Source organism: Evtepia gabavorous (assembly GCF_003425665.1).
In the GTDB taxonomy this organism is placed as follows: Bacteria; Bacillota; Clostridia; order Oscillospirales; family Oscillospiraceae; genus Evtepia; species Evtepia gabavorous.
Genome location: NZ_QQRQ01000011.1, coordinates 44,635 through 61,189, shown reverse-complemented (window position 1 = coordinate 61,189; position 16,555 = coordinate 44,635). Strand labels below are relative to the sequence as shown.

Here is a 16,555-nt window from a genome sequence, read left to right as displayed (position 1 = left end):
CCCGCCGTTCCAACGGCGCCGGAAAAAACCGCAGAAAAGGCGATATCCCCCCAAAGAAACCCAAAGACCCAAGGAGGCGCCCATGGAACCACAATCCGTTTCCATCACCACAGAATACATCAAGCTGGAGGCCCTGCTGAAGCTGGCCAACCTGGTCTCCAGCGGCGGAGAGGCCAAATGTCTCATCCAGGACGGTCAGGTGTCCGTAAACGGCCAGGTTTGCCGGATGCGGGGAAAGAAGCTGCGTCCCGGGGACCGGGTGGCCTTTGCCGGCCGGGAGCTCACAGTGCAATGAGGGTCTGCTCCATCTGCTTGGACGGATTTCGCAACTACACCAACTTTTCCGCTTCCTTTGACCCGGGGGTCAATGTGATCTGGGGAGAGAATGCCCAGGGAAAGACCAATCTGCTGGAGGCCATTGGCTTTCTCTCCGGGGCCCGGTCCCACCGGGCCCGAGGGGACCGGGAGCTCATCTCCTTTCAGCGGGATCAGGGGACCATCACAGCCCAGGTGGACAGCCGGGACCGGACCTTTCTCATTGAGGCCCAGCTGGCCCGGGGGCGCCGGCGGAAGCTTCTGGTGAACCGTGTGAAGCTGAAAACCGCGGCGGAGCTGACGGGGATTGTCCAGACGGTGCTGTTCTGCCCGGAGGATCTGGCGCTGATTAAATCGGGGGCGGCGGAGCGGCGGGCCTTTTTGGACCACGCCATCTGCCAGCTTCGCCCCCGATATGGGGAGGCGCTGGCCCAATACCACAAGCTGCTGGACCACAAGACCCGGATTCTTCGGGATTGGGAGAAGAATCCCAGCTTGCTGGAGGTGCTGGAGGACTTCAACGAGGCCATGGCCCGGGCGGGGGCCCTGCTCATTCACTACCGGGCCCACTTTGTGGGGAAACTGGCCCCCCGGGCGGCCCAGATTCAGCGGGACTTTTCCGGGGACCGGGAGGAGCTGACCCTCTCTTACCAGACCGTGGGTACCGTCCGGAACCCCTTGGGGCCCACGGTGTCCATTTATGAGGACCTTCGGGCCCACCAGGACAGCCACCGCCGGGCGGAATTGGAGGCCCGGTCCTGCCTGTCCGGGCCCCACAAGGACGATCTGGCGGCCTGGATCGACGGACAGCCCGCCCGGCAGTTTGCCTCCCAGGGCCAGACCCGGACGGCGGCCCTCTCCCTGAAGCTGGCGGAGCGGGAGCTCTTTGAGGACGACACGGGACAGTGGCCGGTGCTCCTGTTGGACGACGTGCTCTCGGAGCTGGACGCCCGGCGGCAGGACTTTGTCCTGGACCGGATCACTGGGGGACAGGTGTTCATCACCAGCTGTGAGGCCCCGGCGGGGGAGATTTCCCGGGGAAAAATCCTCCATATTCACCAGGGCGCTTTGGTGGATTCGCCGAATTAAGAAAAATTCTCTCCTGTGTTGTACAAAAACGTCCTCCTTTCGCGGGGGGGACTGTGGTAAGATAGAGGAACCTTTTTGATTTTGTCACAGAAAGGCGGGTGGAAGCTATGTATCTGCACTTGGGGGCCTCGGTGGTCATCCCCCTGGGGGATGTGCTGGGGATTTTCGACCTGGACAATACCACTTCCTCCCGGGTGACCCGGGACTTTCTGGCCCGGGCCCAGCAGGCCGGCCAGGTTGTCAGCGTGGGGGAGGACCTGCCCAAGTCTTTTCTCCTCTGCCGGAACCAGGCGGGCAGGGTCACCGTCTACCTCTCTCAGCTCTCCTCAGCCACCCTGCTCAGGCGGGTGGAGTCCGGCCGCTTTGAGACAATATAGCGCAGCAAGCCCCTTCGGCGAACAGAATTTCGCCGGCAGGGGAATTCCCTCTGGAGGTATCAAAAATGGATCAGTTGGAACAGAAAAACACCACCGCGGTGGAACATGAGTACGGGGCCTCGGAGATTCAGGTCCTGGAGGGACTGGAGGCCGTCCGGAAGCGGCCGGGCATGTACATCGGCTCCACCTCCTCCAGCGGCCTGCACCATCTGGTCTATGAGATCGTGGACAACGCCATTGACGAGGCCCTGGCCGGGTACTGCACCGAGATTCAGGTGGGGATCGAGCCGGGCAACATCATCCGGGTGGTGGACAATGGCCGGGGCATCCCCGTGGACATCCAGAAGCAGACAGGCAAACCCGCCCTGGAGGTGGTCTTTACCATCCTCCATGCCGGCGGCAAGTTCGGCGGCGGGGGCTATAAGGTCTCCGGCGGTCTTCACGGGGTGGGCGCCTCTGTGGTCAACGCCCTGAGCCAGTGGCTGGAGGTCCGGGTCCATAAGGACGGGCAGATCTACGAGATGAAGTTTGCCCGGGGCCAGGTGACCCAGCCCATGCAGGTGGTGGGGCAGACCGACCGCACCGGTACGGAGGTGGTCTTTCAGCCCGACCCGGAGATGTTCACCGAGACCACGGAGTACGATTACGAGACCCTTCACACCCGGATGCGGGAGGAGGCCTTCCTCAACGCCGGCCTGTCCATCACCATTGCCGACCGGCGGGGGGAGGAAGTGATCTCCGAGACCATGTGCTATGAGGGCGGCATCCGGGAGTTTGTCACCTACATCAACCGCAACAAGACCCCCATCCACGACGGCGTCATCTATATGGCCGGGTCCCGGGAGGACGCCATGGCGGAGGTCTCTCTCCAGTACAACGACAGCTACAACGAGATCATTGTCTCCTTTGCCAACAACGTGCACACCCCGGAAGGAGGCATGCACGAGGAGGGGTTCAAACGGGCCCTGACCAATGCCCTGAACGCCTACGGCAGAAGAATGAAGCTGCTCAAAGAGGACGAGAAGGTGAGCGGCGAGGACTGCCGGGAGGGCCTGACCTGCATCATCTCCGTGAAGCTCACCGAAGCCCAGTTTGAGGGCCAGACCAAGGCCAAGCTGGGAAACTCCGAGATCCGCACCCTGGTCAATTCCATTGTCTCGGAGAAGTTGGAGGAGTTTTTGGAGGAGAACCCCGCCGTGGGCCGGGCCATCCTGGACAAGGCCCTCACCGCCGCCCGGGCCCGAGAGGCCGCCCGAAAAGCCCGGGAATCCGTCCGCCGGAAAACCGGGCTGGAGTCGGGACAGATGCCCGACAAGCTTCGGGACTGCAACGAACGGGACCCCTCCCTCACGGAGATCTACATCGTGGAGGGCGATTCCGCCGGCGGCTCGGCCACCCAGGGCCGGGACTCCCGGTTCCAGGCCATTCTCCCCCTGTGGGGCAAAATGCTCAACGTGGAAAAGGCCCGGGCTGACCGGGTCTATGGCAATGACAAACTCAGCCCCGTCATCACCGCCCTGGGGGCGGGGATCGGGGAGGAGTTTAACCCGGAAAAACTCCGCTACCACAAAATTGTCATCATGGCCGACGCCGACGTGGACGGGGCCCACATTCGGACCTTGCTGCTGACCTTCTTTTTCCGGTTCATGCGCCCCCTCATTGAGCAGGGGTATGTCTACTCCGCCGTGCCCCCCCTGTATAAGCTCACCCGAGGCAAGCAGCAGCGGGTGGCCTACTCCGACGAGGAACGGGACGCGGTGTCCGCCCAGATGCGGGGGGACAACCCCAACGCCAAGGTGGAGATCAGCCGCTTCAAGGGTCTGGGCGAGATGGACCCCCACGAGCTGTGGGAGACCACCATGAACCCCGAAACCCGTACCCTCCGGCGGATTACCCTGGAGGACGCGGTGAAGGCGGACGAAATCTTCACCATCCTCATGGGGGAAAAGGTGGAGCCCCGAAAGGAGTTCATTGAGGAGAACGCCAAGTACGTGGTAAATTTGGATATTTGAGTTTGGAGACCTCCCTTGGGAACGGTCTGTGCATCGCCCACCCCAAAAGGGCATACACTACCTCCAGTCAAAAGGAAAGGAAACCAAACTACGCTTATGATGCTATCTTCCATTCTGTTTTTGGTGGCCGCCGCCCTGCTGCCCCCGCTGGTGCTGCTGCGGGTGGTCTACCAAATGGATAAACTGGACCGGGAGCCGGGAGCCCTGCTGTTGGCCCTGTTCTTTCGGGGGGCTTTGGCCATGGTCCCCATCTTGGTGCTGGAGGTTGTGGCCGATCAGTTCATTGATTTTTTCCCCTGGCGTCCCATCGTCTACCTCTTTCTGGCCTATTTTGTGGTGCCGGGATTCATTGAGGAGGGGGTCAAGTACCGGGTTCTTCTCCGGCGCACCTGGAATGAGCCCCATTTTAACCACCGGTTTGACGGCGTGGTGTACGGGGTCTTTGTCTCCCTGGGCTTTGCCGCGGTGGAGAATGTGCTGTATGTGCTCACCTCCGGCTTTTCCACGGCGGTGGTGCGGGCCATTTTCTCCATCCCGGGCCACGCCATGTTCGGCGTGGTCATGGGGGAGGCGATGAGCCGGGCAAAATGGCTGGAGGTCCATGGACAGCGGGAACAGGCCGGGGCGGCCCGGCGGCGGGCCTGGCTTCTGCCGGCGGTTCTCCACGGTCTGTATGACTTTTTGCTCGTGGGATTTGGCTGGATTTTTTATGGATATTTCGCGGGGTTGGTGGTCTATGTGGTCCGTCTGCTGCGGCAAAGCGCCCGGGAGGACGGGCCAATCAACCTGTGAGGCGGCCTGCCTCCGACAAGACCCATCCCCCGCCGCCGGGCGGCGGCAGTGAAGGAGTGAAACTATGGCAAAGAACAAAGACTACCGGCCGGAGGACATCGCTTTCCCGGACCAGGTCATCGTGGAGTCGGAGCTGGTCAAGGAGATGAAGGACAGCTACATTGACTACGCGGTGTCCGTCATTGTGGGCCGGGCCCTGCCCGATGTGCGGGACGGACTCAAGCCCGTGCACCGGCGGATTTTATACTCCATGTATGAAAGCGGTTTGACCTCCGACAAGCCCTTCAAAAAATCCGCCACCTGCGTGGGCGACGTGCTGGGCAAGTATCACCCCCACGGGGACAGCTCCGTGTATGACGCCTTGGTCCGGCTGGCCCAGGATTTCTCCATGCGTTACCGGCTCATCGACGGCCACGGCAACTTCGGGTCCGTGGACGGCGACCCTCCCGCGGCCTATCGTTACACCGAGGCCCGCATGGCCAAGATGGCCGGGGAGATGCTGGCGGATATTGAGAAGGAGACGGTGGACTGGGACCCCAACTTCGACGAGAGCCGGAGGGAACCCCGGGTGCTGCCCGCCCGGTTTCCCAACCTGCTGGTCAACGGCTCCTCCGGCATCGCCGTGGGCATGGCCACCAACATCCCCCCCCACAATCTGCGGGAGGTCATTGACGCGGCGGTCTGCGTGCTGGACAACCCCGAGGCCGACCTGGCCGACCTGATGCAGTACGTGAAGGGGCCGGACTTTCCCACCAAGGGGATCATCATGGGCCGCTCCGGCATCCGGGCGGCCTACGCCACCGGTCGGGGCCGGGTGACCATCCGGGCCCGCACCGAGTTTGAGGAGTACGGCCGCAACCACGAGCGCACCCGGATCATTGTCACAGAGCTGCCCTACCAGGTCAACAAGCGCATGCTCATCGCCGCCATCGCCGAGCAGGTGAAGGAAAAGCGGCTGGAGGGCATCTCCGACCTCCGGGACGAGTCCGACCGCAACGGCATGCGGGTGGTCATTGAGCTCAAGCACGATGCCAACCCCCAGGTGGTGCTGAACCATCTGCTCACCCAGACCCAGCTGCAGACCACCTTTGCCATCAACATGCTGGCCCTGGTGGACAACCAGAGGCAGCCCCGGATTCTCTCCCTGCGGAATATTCTGGACGAGTACCTCACCTTCCAGGAGGAGGTCATCACCCGCCGCACCCGCTATGAAAAGCGCAAGGCCGAGGAGCGGGCCCACCTGCTGGAGGGGCTGCTCATCGCCCAGGACAACATTGACGAGGTCATTCAGATCATCCGCTCCAGCTATGACAACGCCAGGGAGAACCTGATGAACCGCTTCCACCTGGACGAGGTCCAGGCCCAGGCCATCTGCGACATGCGGCTGATCGCCCTGCAGGGCCTGAACCGGGAGAAGCTCCAGGAGGAATACAACGAGCTGGAGAAGAAGATCGCCTGGTACCAGGAGCTGCTGTCCAACCGGGAGAAGCTGGTGGGTGTGATGAAGCAGGAGCTGCTGGAGATCCGGGACAAGTACGGCGACGACCGGATGACGGAGATCCAGGACGTGGAGGACGAGATCGACATTGAGGACCTCATTGAGGAGGAGACCTGCGTCTTCACCCTCACCGCCGCCGGGTACATCAAGCGAATGCCTGTGTCCACCTACCGCGCCCAGAAGCGGGGCGGCAAGGGGGTCTCCGCCCAAAGCCTGCGGGAGGAGGACTATGTGGACACCCTGTTCACCGCCTCCAGCCACGACAACATTCTCTTCTTCACCAGTTCCGGCCGGGTGTACAAGAAGAAGGGATATCAGATTCCCGAGGCCAGCCGGACCGCCAAGGGAACCCATCTGAACAACATTTTCCAATTTGAGCCGGGAGAGCGGGTCACCGCCATGCTCCACGGCCGGGATTATGATGAGAACGGCTATCTGTTCATGGTCACCCGCAACGGCACGGTGAAGCGCACGGAGAAATCCGCCTTCCGAAACATCCGGGCGGCGGGCCTCCGGGGCCTCACCCTGGACGAGGGGGACGAGCTCATTGCCGTGCTGGAGACCGACGGGGAGGCCAATGTCCTCATCGCTACCCACGACGGCATGGCCATCTGCTTCCGGGAGACCGATGTCCGGCCCATGGGCCGGACCGCGGTGGGGGTCCGGGGCATCAAGCTCCGGCCAGGAGACTATGTCATCGGCGGGGTGCTGGCCCAGCTGGGTACTACCCTGCTGGCCATTACGGAAAACGGCTATGGCAAGCGCACCCACATTGAGGAGTACATCCGTTCCGGGGGAGAACCCCAGCACCGGGGAGGCTTCGGCCTGAAGGGATACCAGATCACCGAAAAGACTGGCAAGGCCGCCGGGGTCAAGGTGGTGGAGGAGGACGACGACATCCTGCTCATCTCCGACGACGGCACCATCATCCGCATGGCCGCCGCCGATGTGAACCTGTACAGCCGCACCGCCCAGGGAGTCCGGGTGATGCGGGTGTCCGAGGGAACCAAGGTCATCTCCCTGGCCCGGGTTCCCCAGGAGAATGAAGGGGAAACCCAGGAGGAGACATAAATGGAAAAAGAGTTTCGAAAGATCACCCTCACCTTTGGCATAATTATGGCCGTCCTGGGCGCTCTGGTGATCTGGCGCGGGGTGACAAAGATGATTCCCGTCACCGGCTGGGTCCATGGAGGACTGTTCACCCTGGGAGGCTTGTTCTTCTTCCTGGTGGGAGTGGCGCTGCTGGTGGTCCCGCCCTTGCGGGCCCGGCGGAAGAAAAAGAACGCGGAGGAGCGGGAAAAAGCGTCATGAAGCAGGTGACCATTTACACCGACGGTGCCTGCTCCGGCAACCCCGGCCCAGGGGGCTGGGGGGCGGTGCTCCTGTATGGGAGCCATCGAAAGGAGATTTCCGGCGGGGAGGCCTCCACCACCAACAACCGCATGGAGCTCACGGCGGTGATCGCCGCCCTGTCCCTGCTGAAGGAGCCCTGCGGCGTGGACCTCTATTCTGACTCCAAATACGTCATCGACGCCCTGGAGAAGGGCTGGGCCCGGGGCTGGAAAAAGCGGGGCTGGGTGAAAAGCGACAAAAAGCCCGCCCTGAACCCCGACCTGTGGGAGCAGCTGCTGGCCCTGACAGACCGGCACCAGCTGCGCTACCACTGGGTAAAAGGGCATGCGGAGAACCCCTACAACAACCGCTGTGACGAGATGGCCGTGGCGGAAAGCCGGAAGTTTAAGGCGTAACAGATGGAGGCAGCCCTCTGCAAGGGGGCTGTCTCTTCCTGCGTAAAATCCCTCTTGGCCCTGTTCGGGCCGGTGCGCCCGCCCCAGGGCGGCAAGAAAAAAGGAGAACCAATGAAGAAAAAAACCATTCTATTCGACTTGGACGGGACCCTGCTCCCCATGGACCAGGACGCCTTTACCCGTGGGTATTTCAAACTCCTGGCCCAAAAGCTGGCCCCCCACGGGTATGACCCGGCCGCTCTGGTGGACAATATCTGGGCCGGCACCGCCGCCATGGTGGGCAACGATGGCAAACGCACCAATGAGGCGGCCTTCTGGGATAGATTCGCCGCCCTGTATGGGGAGCAGGTCCGGGAGGACATCCCCCTGTTTGACGCCTTTTACCGGCAGGAGTTTCAGCAGGCCAAGGCTTTCTGCGGCTTTACCCCAAAAGCCCGGGCCGCAGTGGAGGCCTGCAAGGCCGCCGGCCATCGGGTGGCCCTGGCCACCAATCCCATCTTTCCGGCGGTGGCCACGGAGAGCCGCATCCGCTGGGCGGGGCTGGCCCCGGAGACCTTTGCATGGTACACCACCTATGAGAACATCGGCTACTGCAAGCCCAACCCCGATTATTACCGGGAGATTTTGCGGTATTTGGGCTGCCGGGCGGAGGACTGCCTGATGGTGGGCAACGATGTGGAGGAGGATATGATGGCCGCCCAGGCGGCGGGGCTGTCGGTCTTTCTGCTCACAGACTGCCTGCTCAACCGGAAAGAGAAGGACATCTCCTCCTATCCCCAGGGGGATTTTGACGCACTGCTGGCCTTTGTGGAGGAGTGGGGCGGGGAAGCCTCCCTCTGATGGAACGGATGGAAAGAAAGGTTCTCCCCAATTTCCTGGGAAATTGGGGAGAACCTTTTCGTTTTTTCTAAGTTTTCTCCGGAAAAGAGGGAAAAATGGGACTTATGAGATCCACTTTTCCACATCTTCCACGGAAAAGTCCACATGCAGCGCGGTGCTGATGCCCAGGCCCAGCACCCGGGAGAGGGTCTCCACCTCGCTGTCCACGTTTCGGGGGGTGACAAACCACTCGGCCCCCTCCTGACGGAAGAGGGCCGGGTCGAATCCCTCCTGCCCCGCCTGGTCCAGCAGGTCCAGGCAGAGGGTGGCCGCCTCCACCACCGTGGGTACACCCACGGCGATGACGGGAATCCCCAGGTGTTCCTCATCCAGGGCCATTCGGGCGTTGCCCACCCCGGAGCCGGGGACAATGCCGGTGTCAGAGACCTGGACCGTCCGGCACACCCGCTCCTGCCGGCGGGCGGCCAGGGCGTCCACGGCGATGAGGCAGGCGGGCTTGAGCTTTTTCACCACCGCCCCGATGAGCTCGCCGCTCTCGATCCCCGTGGTCCCGGTGACCCCGGCGGCCAGCGCGGAGACCGGGCGGAGGGCGGAGAAGTCCTGGGGCATGGTCTGCACCAGGTGGCGGGTGACCAGGAGAAAGTCCGTGGCCCTGGGCCCGATGGCGTCGGGGGTCACCCGGCGGTTGCCCAGGCCGGCCACCAGAACAGACCCCTGTTTGGGCAGGGTGGGCAGGGCTTCCAGCACCGCGGCCACCCCCCGGGCCGCCCGCAGAACCTCCTCCCGCTCCCGGGGCAGCTGGGGCAGCTCTAAGGTGAGATAGGTCCCCTTGGGCTTGCCCAGGGCGGCCTCCCCCTCCCGATTGAGGATTTCCACCCGGGTGAGGGGATAGCCAAAGACGGTGTCCTCCTGGGCCTTCACCCCGGCCAGACGGGTGGTCTGGGCCGCGGAACCCTCCGCCAGCTCCTTGGCCTCCAGGGCCAAATCAATTTTTCTGTCTTGGATCATGGGGCACTCCCTTCCGTCCCACCACCAGATATGGTGGGACAAGCAGATTCTAATCACTATCTTTAGCACTTTGCAAAAATTTATGTAAAAATTCAGATTTTTCTGGAAAAAAGGTTGCAATTTCAAGCGGGGTATGCTAAAATACATTCTCGCACAGAACTTTTGTGACAAAATGAATCAATCGGAGGAGGTGTTTGGTTTGCCGAATATCAAGTCTGCCAAGAAGCGTGTTCTGGTCAATCAGACAAAGGCCGCCAGAAACAAGGCCGCAAAGTCCGCCCTGAAGACTCAGCTGAAGTATTTTGATGCTGCTATCAACGAAGGCAACCGCAGCGAGGCCGATAAGAGATACAAGGAAGCTGTCAAGGCTGTGGATCAGGCTGCTGCCCGTGGTCTGATGCATAAGAACACCGCAGCCAACCGCAAGAGCAAGATGACCCTGCGGCTGAACAAGATTCCTCAGTAACGAGAAGGACTTACGGAAAACCGTCTGATTGGATCAGACGGTTTTTTTGTATTGGGCTTTTCCCGCCTTGGCGGCGGGAAAAACCAGCATGAGACGGGTTCTCCGGTCCCAATCCGGGCATCCTATCTCTGTCTCCCTCTCTCCCACCATACCGCAGAAAGGACCGTATATGGATACTTCCGCAGACGCCTATTTTCCCGATCCACGCCCCCTGCCGCCTGGACAGCGGCGGCAGCTGTGGGCCCGTCTGGCCATTCGGCTGGGGATTTTTTTGTCCCTGGTTCTCTTCCTCTGCCTGGCGGGCCGCCCTCTGCTCTCCCTGTGCATGCCCTTTGCCCTGGCTCTTTTGGCCACCTGGTTGACCGAGCCATTGCTCCGGTTTTTCCACAGGCGGTGGAACATTCCCCGGGGCATAGGGGCCATTGTCCTGATTTTGCTCCTGGTGGGAGCTCTGGGTGGCCTAATGGCGGCTCTCATTTGGAAAGGCTGGAGTGAACTTTCCACCCTGTGGGGAAACTGGGACCAAGGCTGGAACGCCTTTCAGGAGACTTACTATCAGCTCAGCCATGCCCTGGACAAGTGGCTGGCCTATCTGCCCCAGCAGGTGCAGGACACCCTTTGGAATCTGTCGGACCGGCTGCTGGCCTGGCTGGAGGAATTTGTTTATAATCTGTTACCGAAGACCACCTCAGCGGTGCGGAGCATCTCCTCCTTTGTGCTGGCCTTTCTCTTTTTCCTGGTGGCCTGGTATTTTACCGCCGAGGATTATCCCAATCTCCGCCGGGTGGCCCGGGAGACCATTCCCCGGAGTGTCCGGCGCATCGGCGTACAGGCCCGGGGCGCTTTTTCCGCCGCCTTTGGGGGCTATCTCAAGGCGGAGATTCTGGTCTCCCTGGGGGTGACGGGGATTCTTTTGGTGGGCTTTTTCCTGCTTCGGCAGCCCTATTGGGTGCTGCTGGCGGTGGCCCTGGGCATTTTGGACTTTATCCCCATTGTGGGGGCGGGGACGGTGATGGTCCCCTGGTCTGTCATTCTCCTGGTGCTGGGGGAGTGGAAGCGGGGCGTGGCCTTTCTGGCGGTGTGGGGGGTTATCTGCCTCTTCCGCCGGATGATTGAGCCCAAGATCGTGGGGGACCAGACAGGGCTGCACCCCCTGCTCTCCCTGCTGGCCATTTACGTGGGCATGAAGTTAGGGGGCGTGGTGGCGATGATCCTGGCCCCGGTTCTGCTGCTGATGCTCCGGAACCTGTGGCGGGCGGGGATGTTCCACGCCACCGTCCGGGACCTCACCATGGCGGCCCGGGATATGGCGGCCATCCTCCATGGCAGACCGGAGGAGACAGACCCGCCAGAGCCCGAAAAACCCGGCGAAACCGTTCAAAAAATGGAGAAAGAAAGTTAAAAGTTTTTCTACTTCGATTTCACGAAATCTTCATAAATATCCGCTATACTGACCACAGTAAAAAGAGCACGGGGTCTTCCCTTGGGAGGGGCCTTTGCATCCTCAGAAAACAGGATGGACTGGAGGCATACTTATGGACTACTACGGCAACGACAACGGCAATCAGAACGGCGGCTATTCTCACGATCCCTTTGCTTCGGGAGATGGCCCCTCCTTTCAAGGCTCCGGCTTTCAGGGGCCAAACTTTGACGGGGGAAGTCCCCGGGGGAAAAAGCCCAGAAAGCCCTTGAGTGCCAGACAGAAAAGCACCTTAAAGGTCGTGGCCCTGTGTCTGGTGTGCGCCCTGGTGGGCGGTTTGGCCCATCCTGTGTACAATGCCGTCACCGGCGGAAATGGGACCACCATTTACACCGGCAACCGAACCCCCACCAAGGTGGACACCGCCGCAGTGAACACGGAGAAGGAACTGACCACCGCGGAGATTTACGCCAAGTATGTCAGCTCCTGCGTGGGCATCACCGTGGACATCGTCAGCACCAACATCTTTGGCCAGACCGTCACCGGCGCGGCCGCCGGCTCCGGCTTTGTCATCACCGAGGACGGCTACATCCTCACCAACTACCACGTCATTGACGGGGCCAACTCCATCAAGGTGACCTTCTCTGACGGTAAGGAGTATACCGCCACCTATGTGGGCGGCGAGGAGGCCAACGACATCGCTGTCATCAAGGTGGAGGCCACCGGCCTGACCCCCGTGGTCATTGGCAGCTCCAGCGACATGCTGGTGGGGGAGCAGGTCACCACCATCGGCAACCCCTTGGGAGAGCTGACCTTCTCGGAGACCACCGGCATCATCTCCGCCCTGGACCGCACCATTACCATGAGTGACGGCAACAAGATGAATATGATCCAGACCGACTGCGCCATCAACTCCGGCAACTCCGGCGGTCCCCTGTTCAACAGCCACGGGGAGGTCATCGGCATTGTCTCGGCCAAGTATTCCTCCAGCGCCAGTTCCTCCTCAGCCTCGGTAGAGGGTTTGGGCTTCGCCATCCCCATGGATGACGTGGCGGACATGGTTTCGGAGCTGGTCACCAATGGCTACGTCACCGGCAAGCCTCTCATGGGCATCTCCGTGGGCGACGTGGCTGAGGATGTGCAGGCCTACGGCGTCCCGGCCGGCGCGGCGGTGAAAGTGGTCACCCCCGGCCTGTGCGGGGAGAAAGCCGGCCTGCAAGAGGGTGATATCATCACCAAGATCAACGACACAGAGGTGGCCTCGGGGAATGACCTCATCACCGCCAAGGACAACTACAAGCCTGGGGACACGGTGAATCTCACGGTCTATCGGGATGGAAAAACCATCACCGTGAAGCTGACCTTGGAGGAGTCCACCCCGGAAAAAACAGCCCAACAGGACCAAGCCCAGAAGGAATATGAAGAACAGCAGCAGCAACAGTTGCAGCAAGAGCAGCAGCAAGGCAGCGGCGGCTGGCCTTTCGGCGGCTTTGGGTACTGATTCTATACATTGTGTGTTCAACAACAAAATAGCATCACCAAACCACCTGGGGCGGCCCTTTGATCAGGGCCGCCCCAGGTGGCATTTTTTCAGCATACAGAACATAGGGATTCGTTAGCTTCCAACAAAAGTCTGAACATGATAGTATAGAAGAAGGGTCAACGTATTGGTGTCAGCATCCCAGGCACCATGCCAGTCATCTTGATACCAGCTGCCCTGGGGCTGACTGTCCGGGTGACTGAGATCACAAACCGGGATCATCACTTCTCCATACAGAGCGCGGGCTGGAGTATGAAACTGTCTGGCAAGACCGGATTCGGTGACATACCCAGTATCCCCCATGCGGTAGTCAAAAAAGGCACAGGTCTGGGAGATCATACTAATGCAATAGATCTGCTGAATGGGCCACCACATTTCCGAGTAAGGGTCGTTGATGTTCCAGAGGGGGTTATTGGTGTGCTCGGTGCCATGGTCTTTTATCAGGCGCCTTTCCACATCATAGATGTCTTTGATGGAGGCATAGACCACGTTGTCCACGATTTGGAGCTGAATTTCGTCCGTCTCCTCTTCCCATAGGACGGTTCCTTCCTCTGCGTACTGCACCACAAGATGTATCTCCGGATTCAGCCCCTGCTCCATCTCATGGAGCATCCGCTGAATCATCACCACCGCCTCGGCCCGGGTGGAGGTCTGGTTGGGACGGAAGGTGTTGTCGGGGTAGCCCTCCAGGATGCCGGCCTGGACCGCCTCATGGACATACCCCTTCATCCAGTCCAGAATCTCGGCGTTGTCCGCGAAGGGGAGGTCTTCTCCCGCATACTGGTTGGCCGGATAGACCAGGCCCAGGGCCCGGTCGGTCATCAGGGCGATTTCGTACCGGGCGATCTCCTTTTCCGGCCGGAAGTTTTTGCCGTTGTAGTCATCGGGCACCACCATGCCGGAGTAAAGGGCGGCGTCCGTCCAGCCCTGGGTGGTCAGCCAATGGCCGTCCATGTCGTTGAGGATGGGGACATACTTTTTTTCCGAATACCGGCCATCCTTTGTGGTTGCGGTCTCTGTCATCCAAGCCACCGTCTCGCTGTCCGGGGTCAGATGGATGGCGTCCAGCAGGAGCTTGGTGAACTCCGCCCGGGTGATGGTCTTTTCCGGCTGGAAGCTGCCATCGGGATAGCCGTCTACCCACCCGGCGGCCACTGCCTCCTGAATTTCCTTCTGGGCCCAGTGGCCCTGTACATCCCATAGAGGGTTGCCGCTGCCTGGGGAAGCCGCCGCCGCAGGGATCAGCAAGGTGACCGCCAGCAGGGCGCATACCATTTGCCGCATTGGTTTCATAGGAATCTCTCCTTTCTTTTCTTTCGTCCGGCAGGACGTCCTATATAAACTAAGACGGATTTCCGGTGGAAATGCAAGGGGTTTTTCCAAATTTTTTGCCTGGCTGCCTCAAATTTTCAAAAAACTATGCACAAAAAACCCTTCTCTTGTGGAAAAAGGGCGAGAGAACCGGCGGCGCCAGAGGGGAAAGAGGAAAAATCGGCGCGCTCCCTTGACGCAGGCGGGAAAAGGTGATAGAATACCCCGATGTAAGAGGCTGTGACCGGGAAGAGTACCCCCACTTCCCCGCCCAAGAGAGGAGCCGGACGGTGCAAGGCTCTGGCGGTGGTGGAGGGAAGGCGCCCGTAAGCCGCGGGGAGGCAATGCCCCGCCGGTTCCCCGCCGTTATCGGGTTCGAGTGCGGGCCGCGTTCTTTTTTCGGCCCGAATTCAGGTGGTACCACGGAGAACCTCCGCCCTGAGCTTTCCGCTCAGGGCGTTTTTTTGTCCCCAAAGACTGCCCCATTTTCCCGTAAATTACAAACGAAGGAGTTTGACAGGATATGAAAAACAACGAAAAGACCATGGAAAAAGTCGTGGCCCTGTGTAAGGGCCGCGGGTTCGTCTTCCCCGGCAGCGAAATCTACGGCGGCTTGGCCAACACCTGGGACTACGGCCCCCTGGGTGTGGAGCTGAAGAACAACGTGAAGAAGGCCTGGTGGAAGAAGTTCGTCCAGGAAAACCCCTACAACGTGGGTCTGGATGCCGCCATTCTGATGAACCCCCAGGTGTGGGTGGCCTCCGGTCACGTGGGGGGCTTCTCCGATCCCCTCATGGACTGCAAGGAGTGCAAGGAGCGGTTCCGGGCGGACAAGGTCATCGAGGGCTGGTGCGAGGAGAACGGCTTCGACCTGGGCAAGTCCGTGGACGCCCTGAGCCAGGCGGAGATGAAGGAATTTGTGGAGGAGCACAACATCCCCTGCCCCTCCTGCGGGGGCCACAACTGGACCGATATCCGCCAGTTTAACCTGATGTTCAAGACCTTCCAGGGGGTCACCGAGGACGCCAAGAACACCGTCTACCTGCGCCCCGAGACCGCCCAGGGCATTTTTGTCAACTTCCAGAACGTCCAGCGGACCACCCGGAAGAAGCTCCCCTTCGGGGTCTGCCAGATCGGCAAGTCCTTCCGCAACGAGATCACTCCCGGCAACTTCACCTTCCGCACCCGGGAGTTTGAGCAGATGGAGCTGGAGTTCTTCTGCAAGCCCGGCAGCGAGTTGGACTGGTTTGCCTACTGGAAAGACTTCTGCCACAAGTGGCTGCTGGAGCTGGGCATGCGGGAGGAGAACCTCCGCCTGCGGGACCACGAGCCCGAGGAGCTCTCCCACTACTCCAACGCCACCACCGACTTTGAGTTTGCCTTCCCCTTCGGCTGGGGTGAGCTGTGGGGGGTGGCCTCCCGGACCAACTACGATCTGAACGCCCACCAGACCACCTCTGGCAAGGATCAGACCTATTTCGACCAGGAGTCCGGGGAGCATTACATCCCCTTCGTCATTGAGCCCTCCCTGGGGGCCGACCGGGTGACCCTGGCCTTCCTGGTGGACGCCTACGACGAGGAAGTGGTGGGCCAGGACAAGAACGGCAAGGACGATGTCCGCACCGTGCTCCGCCTCCACCCCGCCCTGGCGCCCTTCAAGTGCGCCGTGCTCCCCCTGTCCAAGAAGCTGGGCCCCGCCGCCCAGGAGATCCAGCAGATGCTGGCCAAGGACTTTATGGTGGACTATGACGAGGCCGGCTCCATCGGCAAGCGGTACCGCCGCCAGGACGAGATCGGCACCCCCTACTGCGTCACCGTGGACTTTGAGACCGTGGGGGACGGGGAGAAGGCGGCCGACCACTGCGTCACCGTCCGGGACCGGGACACCATGGAACAGGTCCGCCTGCCCATTGACCAGTTGAAGGCATATCTCCAGGAAAAGATGGCGTTCTGAGAAAAAATTAAAAAAAAGTTAACGATTTCCTCTTGCATTTTTTCACAATTTGCGTCTAAATAAAATAGTCCCTGCTGAATGAGCAAATTTTCTGGGGGTGGGAGCCGGCTGTTTCTTCGTGCCGGTTTCCGCCCCCGGGGTGTTATTGGCCTGCCCGGCGGGTCCTTGATGCCCAAGCAAGGAGG

Annotated in this window: 15 protein-coding genes and 1 other annotated feature; of the genes, 13 read left to right on the top strand and 2 right to left on the bottom strand. The window is 60.8% G+C overall.

All coding sequences use genetic code 11. The annotated features are described in order from the left end of the window. Positions 1-82: 82 nt before the first annotated feature. The 9 genes from DV520_RS07875 (at position 83) to DV520_RS07835 (ending at position 8,671) form a co-directional block, all read left to right on the top strand. The gene (locus tag DV520_RS07875; RefSeq protein ID WP_117142364.1) at positions 83-295 is read left to right on the top strand and encodes an RNA-binding S4 domain-containing protein; all 213 of its coding nucleotides are present in this window, start codon (positions 83-85) and stop codon (positions 293-295) included. Further along, the gene (recF, locus tag DV520_RS07870) at positions 292-1,404 is read left to right on the top strand and encodes a DNA replication/repair protein RecF (RefSeq protein ID WP_117142363.1); all 1,113 of its coding nucleotides are present in this window, start codon (positions 292-294) and stop codon (positions 1,402-1,404) included. Before DV520_RS07875 ends, recF begins: the two co-directional genes overlap by 4 nt. A gap of 107 nt (positions 1,405-1,511) precedes the next feature. Continuing rightward, a complete protein-coding gene (gene remB / locus DV520_RS07865; RefSeq protein ID WP_021920088.1) occupies positions 1,512-1,781 on the top strand; it encodes an extracellular matrix regulator RemB in 270 nt (89 codons plus the stop codon). Between the two features lie 65 nt (positions 1,782-1,846). After that, positions 1,847-3,793, top strand: coding sequence for a DNA topoisomerase (ATP-hydrolyzing) subunit B (gene gyrB / locus DV520_RS07860; RefSeq protein WP_021920087.1), 1,947 nt, complete (start codon positions 1,847-1,849; stop codon positions 3,791-3,793). Positions 3,794-3,889: 96 nt separating this feature from the next. Next, positions 3,890-4,585: a PrsW family intramembrane metalloprotease gene (locus tag DV520_RS07855; protein ID WP_021920086.1), complete on the top strand. Its 696-nt coding sequence runs from the start codon at positions 3,890-3,892 to the stop codon at positions 4,583-4,585. 64 nt (positions 4,586-4,649) lie between these two features. Then, complete coding sequence (gene gyrA, locus DV520_RS07850; RefSeq protein ID WP_021920085.1) at positions 4,650-7,154, top strand: DNA gyrase subunit A; 2,505 nt, start codon at positions 4,650-4,652, stop codon at positions 7,152-7,154. Then, positions 7,155-7,394 carry a hypothetical protein gene (locus tag DV520_RS07845; protein ID WP_021920084.1) on the top strand — a complete coding sequence of 80 codons (240 nt, stop codon included), beginning with the start codon at positions 7,155-7,157 and terminating at the stop codon, positions 7,392-7,394. Further along, the gene (gene rnhA / locus DV520_RS07840; RefSeq protein WP_021920083.1) at positions 7,391-7,831 is read left to right on the top strand and encodes a ribonuclease HI; all 441 of its coding nucleotides are present in this window, start codon (positions 7,391-7,393) and stop codon (positions 7,829-7,831) included. Before DV520_RS07845 ends, rnhA begins: the two co-directional genes overlap by 4 nt. A gap of 111 nt (positions 7,832-7,942) precedes the next feature. Beyond that, complete coding sequence (locus DV520_RS07835) at positions 7,943-8,671, top strand: HAD family hydrolase (protein ID WP_117142367.1); 729 nt, start codon at positions 7,943-7,945, stop codon at positions 8,669-8,671. 102 nt (positions 8,672-8,773) lie between these two features. On the opposite strand, the gene gpr is transcribed toward DV520_RS07835, so the two are convergent. Next, the gene (gene gpr, locus DV520_RS07830) at positions 8,774-9,679 is read right to left on the bottom strand and encodes a GPR endopeptidase (RefSeq protein WP_021920081.1); all 906 of its coding nucleotides are present in this window, start codon (positions 9,677-9,679) and stop codon (positions 8,774-8,776) included. 199 nt (positions 9,680-9,878) lie between these two features. Between gpr and rpsT the strand changes: the two genes are divergently transcribed. The 3 genes from rpsT (at position 9,879) to DV520_RS07815 (ending at position 13,066) form a co-directional block, all read left to right on the top strand. Next, positions 9,879-10,145, top strand: coding sequence for a 30S ribosomal protein S20 (rpsT, locus tag DV520_RS07825; protein ID WP_117142362.1), 267 nt, complete (start codon positions 9,879-9,881; stop codon positions 10,143-10,145). Positions 10,146-10,314: 169 nt separating this feature from the next. Next, positions 10,315-11,547, top strand: a complete 1,233-nt coding sequence (gene ytvI / locus DV520_RS07820; protein WP_165850070.1) for a sporulation integral membrane protein YtvI — start codon at positions 10,315-10,317, stop codon at positions 11,545-11,547. Between the two features lie 133 nt (positions 11,548-11,680). Then, entirely contained in the window at positions 11,681-13,066 is a 1,386-nt protein-coding gene (locus tag DV520_RS07815; protein ID WP_117142360.1) for a S1C family serine protease, read from the top strand. A gap of 114 nt (positions 13,067-13,180) precedes the next feature. Here DV520_RS07815 and DV520_RS07810 read toward each other — a convergent pair whose 3' ends face one another. Continuing rightward, positions 13,181-14,398 (bottom strand): S-layer homology domain-containing protein, encoded by a 1,218-nt coding sequence (locus DV520_RS07810; RefSeq protein ID WP_117142359.1) that lies wholly within the window; start codon positions 14,396-14,398, stop codon positions 13,181-13,183. Between the two features lie 249 nt (positions 14,399-14,647). Then, positions 14,648-14,860, top strand: a binding site (T-box leader). Positions 14,861-14,939: 79 nt separating this feature from the next. Here DV520_RS07810 and DV520_RS07805 point away from each other — a divergent pair. After that, positions 14,940-16,370, top strand: coding sequence for a glycine--tRNA ligase (locus DV520_RS07805; protein WP_117142358.1), 1,431 nt, complete (start codon positions 14,940-14,942; stop codon positions 16,368-16,370). The last annotated feature ends 185 nt before the right edge of the window (positions 16,371-16,555 follow it).

Excerpts from the sequence above, each read along its gene's own strand:
- ytvI (WP_165850070.1), top strand. The coding sequence starts at position 10,315 with ATGGATACTTCCGCAGACGCCTATTTTCCCGATCCACGCCCCCTGCCG.
- DV520_RS07835 (WP_117142367.1), top strand. The coding sequence starts at position 7,943 with ATGAAGAAAAAAACCATTCTATTCGACTTGGACGGGACCCTGCTCCCC.
- DV520_RS07810 (WP_117142359.1), bottom strand. The coding sequence starts at position 14,398 with ATGAAACCAATGCGGCAAATGGTATGCGCCCTGCTGGCGGTCACCTTG.
- DV520_RS07875 (WP_117142364.1), top strand. The coding sequence starts at position 83 with ATGGAACCACAATCCGTTTCCATCACCACAGAATACATCAAGCTGGAG.
- gpr (WP_021920081.1), bottom strand. The coding sequence starts at position 9,679 with ATGATCCAAGACAGAAAAATTGATTTGGCCCTGGAGGCCAAGGAGCTG.
- DV520_RS07815 (WP_117142360.1), top strand. The coding sequence starts at position 11,681 with ATGGACTACTACGGCAACGACAACGGCAATCAGAACGGCGGCTATTCT.
- rnhA (WP_021920083.1), top strand. The coding sequence starts at position 7,391 with ATGAAGCAGGTGACCATTTACACCGACGGTGCCTGCTCCGGCAACCCC.
- recF (WP_117142363.1), top strand. The coding sequence starts at position 292 with ATGAGGGTCTGCTCCATCTGCTTGGACGGATTTCGCAACTACACCAAC.
- DV520_RS07805 (WP_117142358.1), top strand. The coding sequence starts at position 14,940 with ATGAAAAACAACGAAAAGACCATGGAAAAAGTCGTGGCCCTGTGTAAG.
- gyrA (WP_021920085.1), top strand. The coding sequence starts at position 4,650 with ATGGCAAAGAACAAAGACTACCGGCCGGAGGACATCGCTTTCCCGGAC.
- remB (WP_021920088.1), top strand. The coding sequence starts at position 1,512 with ATGTATCTGCACTTGGGGGCCTCGGTGGTCATCCCCCTGGGGGATGTG.
- DV520_RS07845 (WP_021920084.1), top strand. The coding sequence starts at position 7,155 with ATGGAAAAAGAGTTTCGAAAGATCACCCTCACCTTTGGCATAATTATG.
- DV520_RS07855 (WP_021920086.1), top strand. The coding sequence starts at position 3,890 with ATGATGCTATCTTCCATTCTGTTTTTGGTGGCCGCCGCCCTGCTGCCC.
- gyrB (WP_021920087.1), top strand. The coding sequence starts at position 1,847 with ATGGATCAGTTGGAACAGAAAAACACCACCGCGGTGGAACATGAGTAC.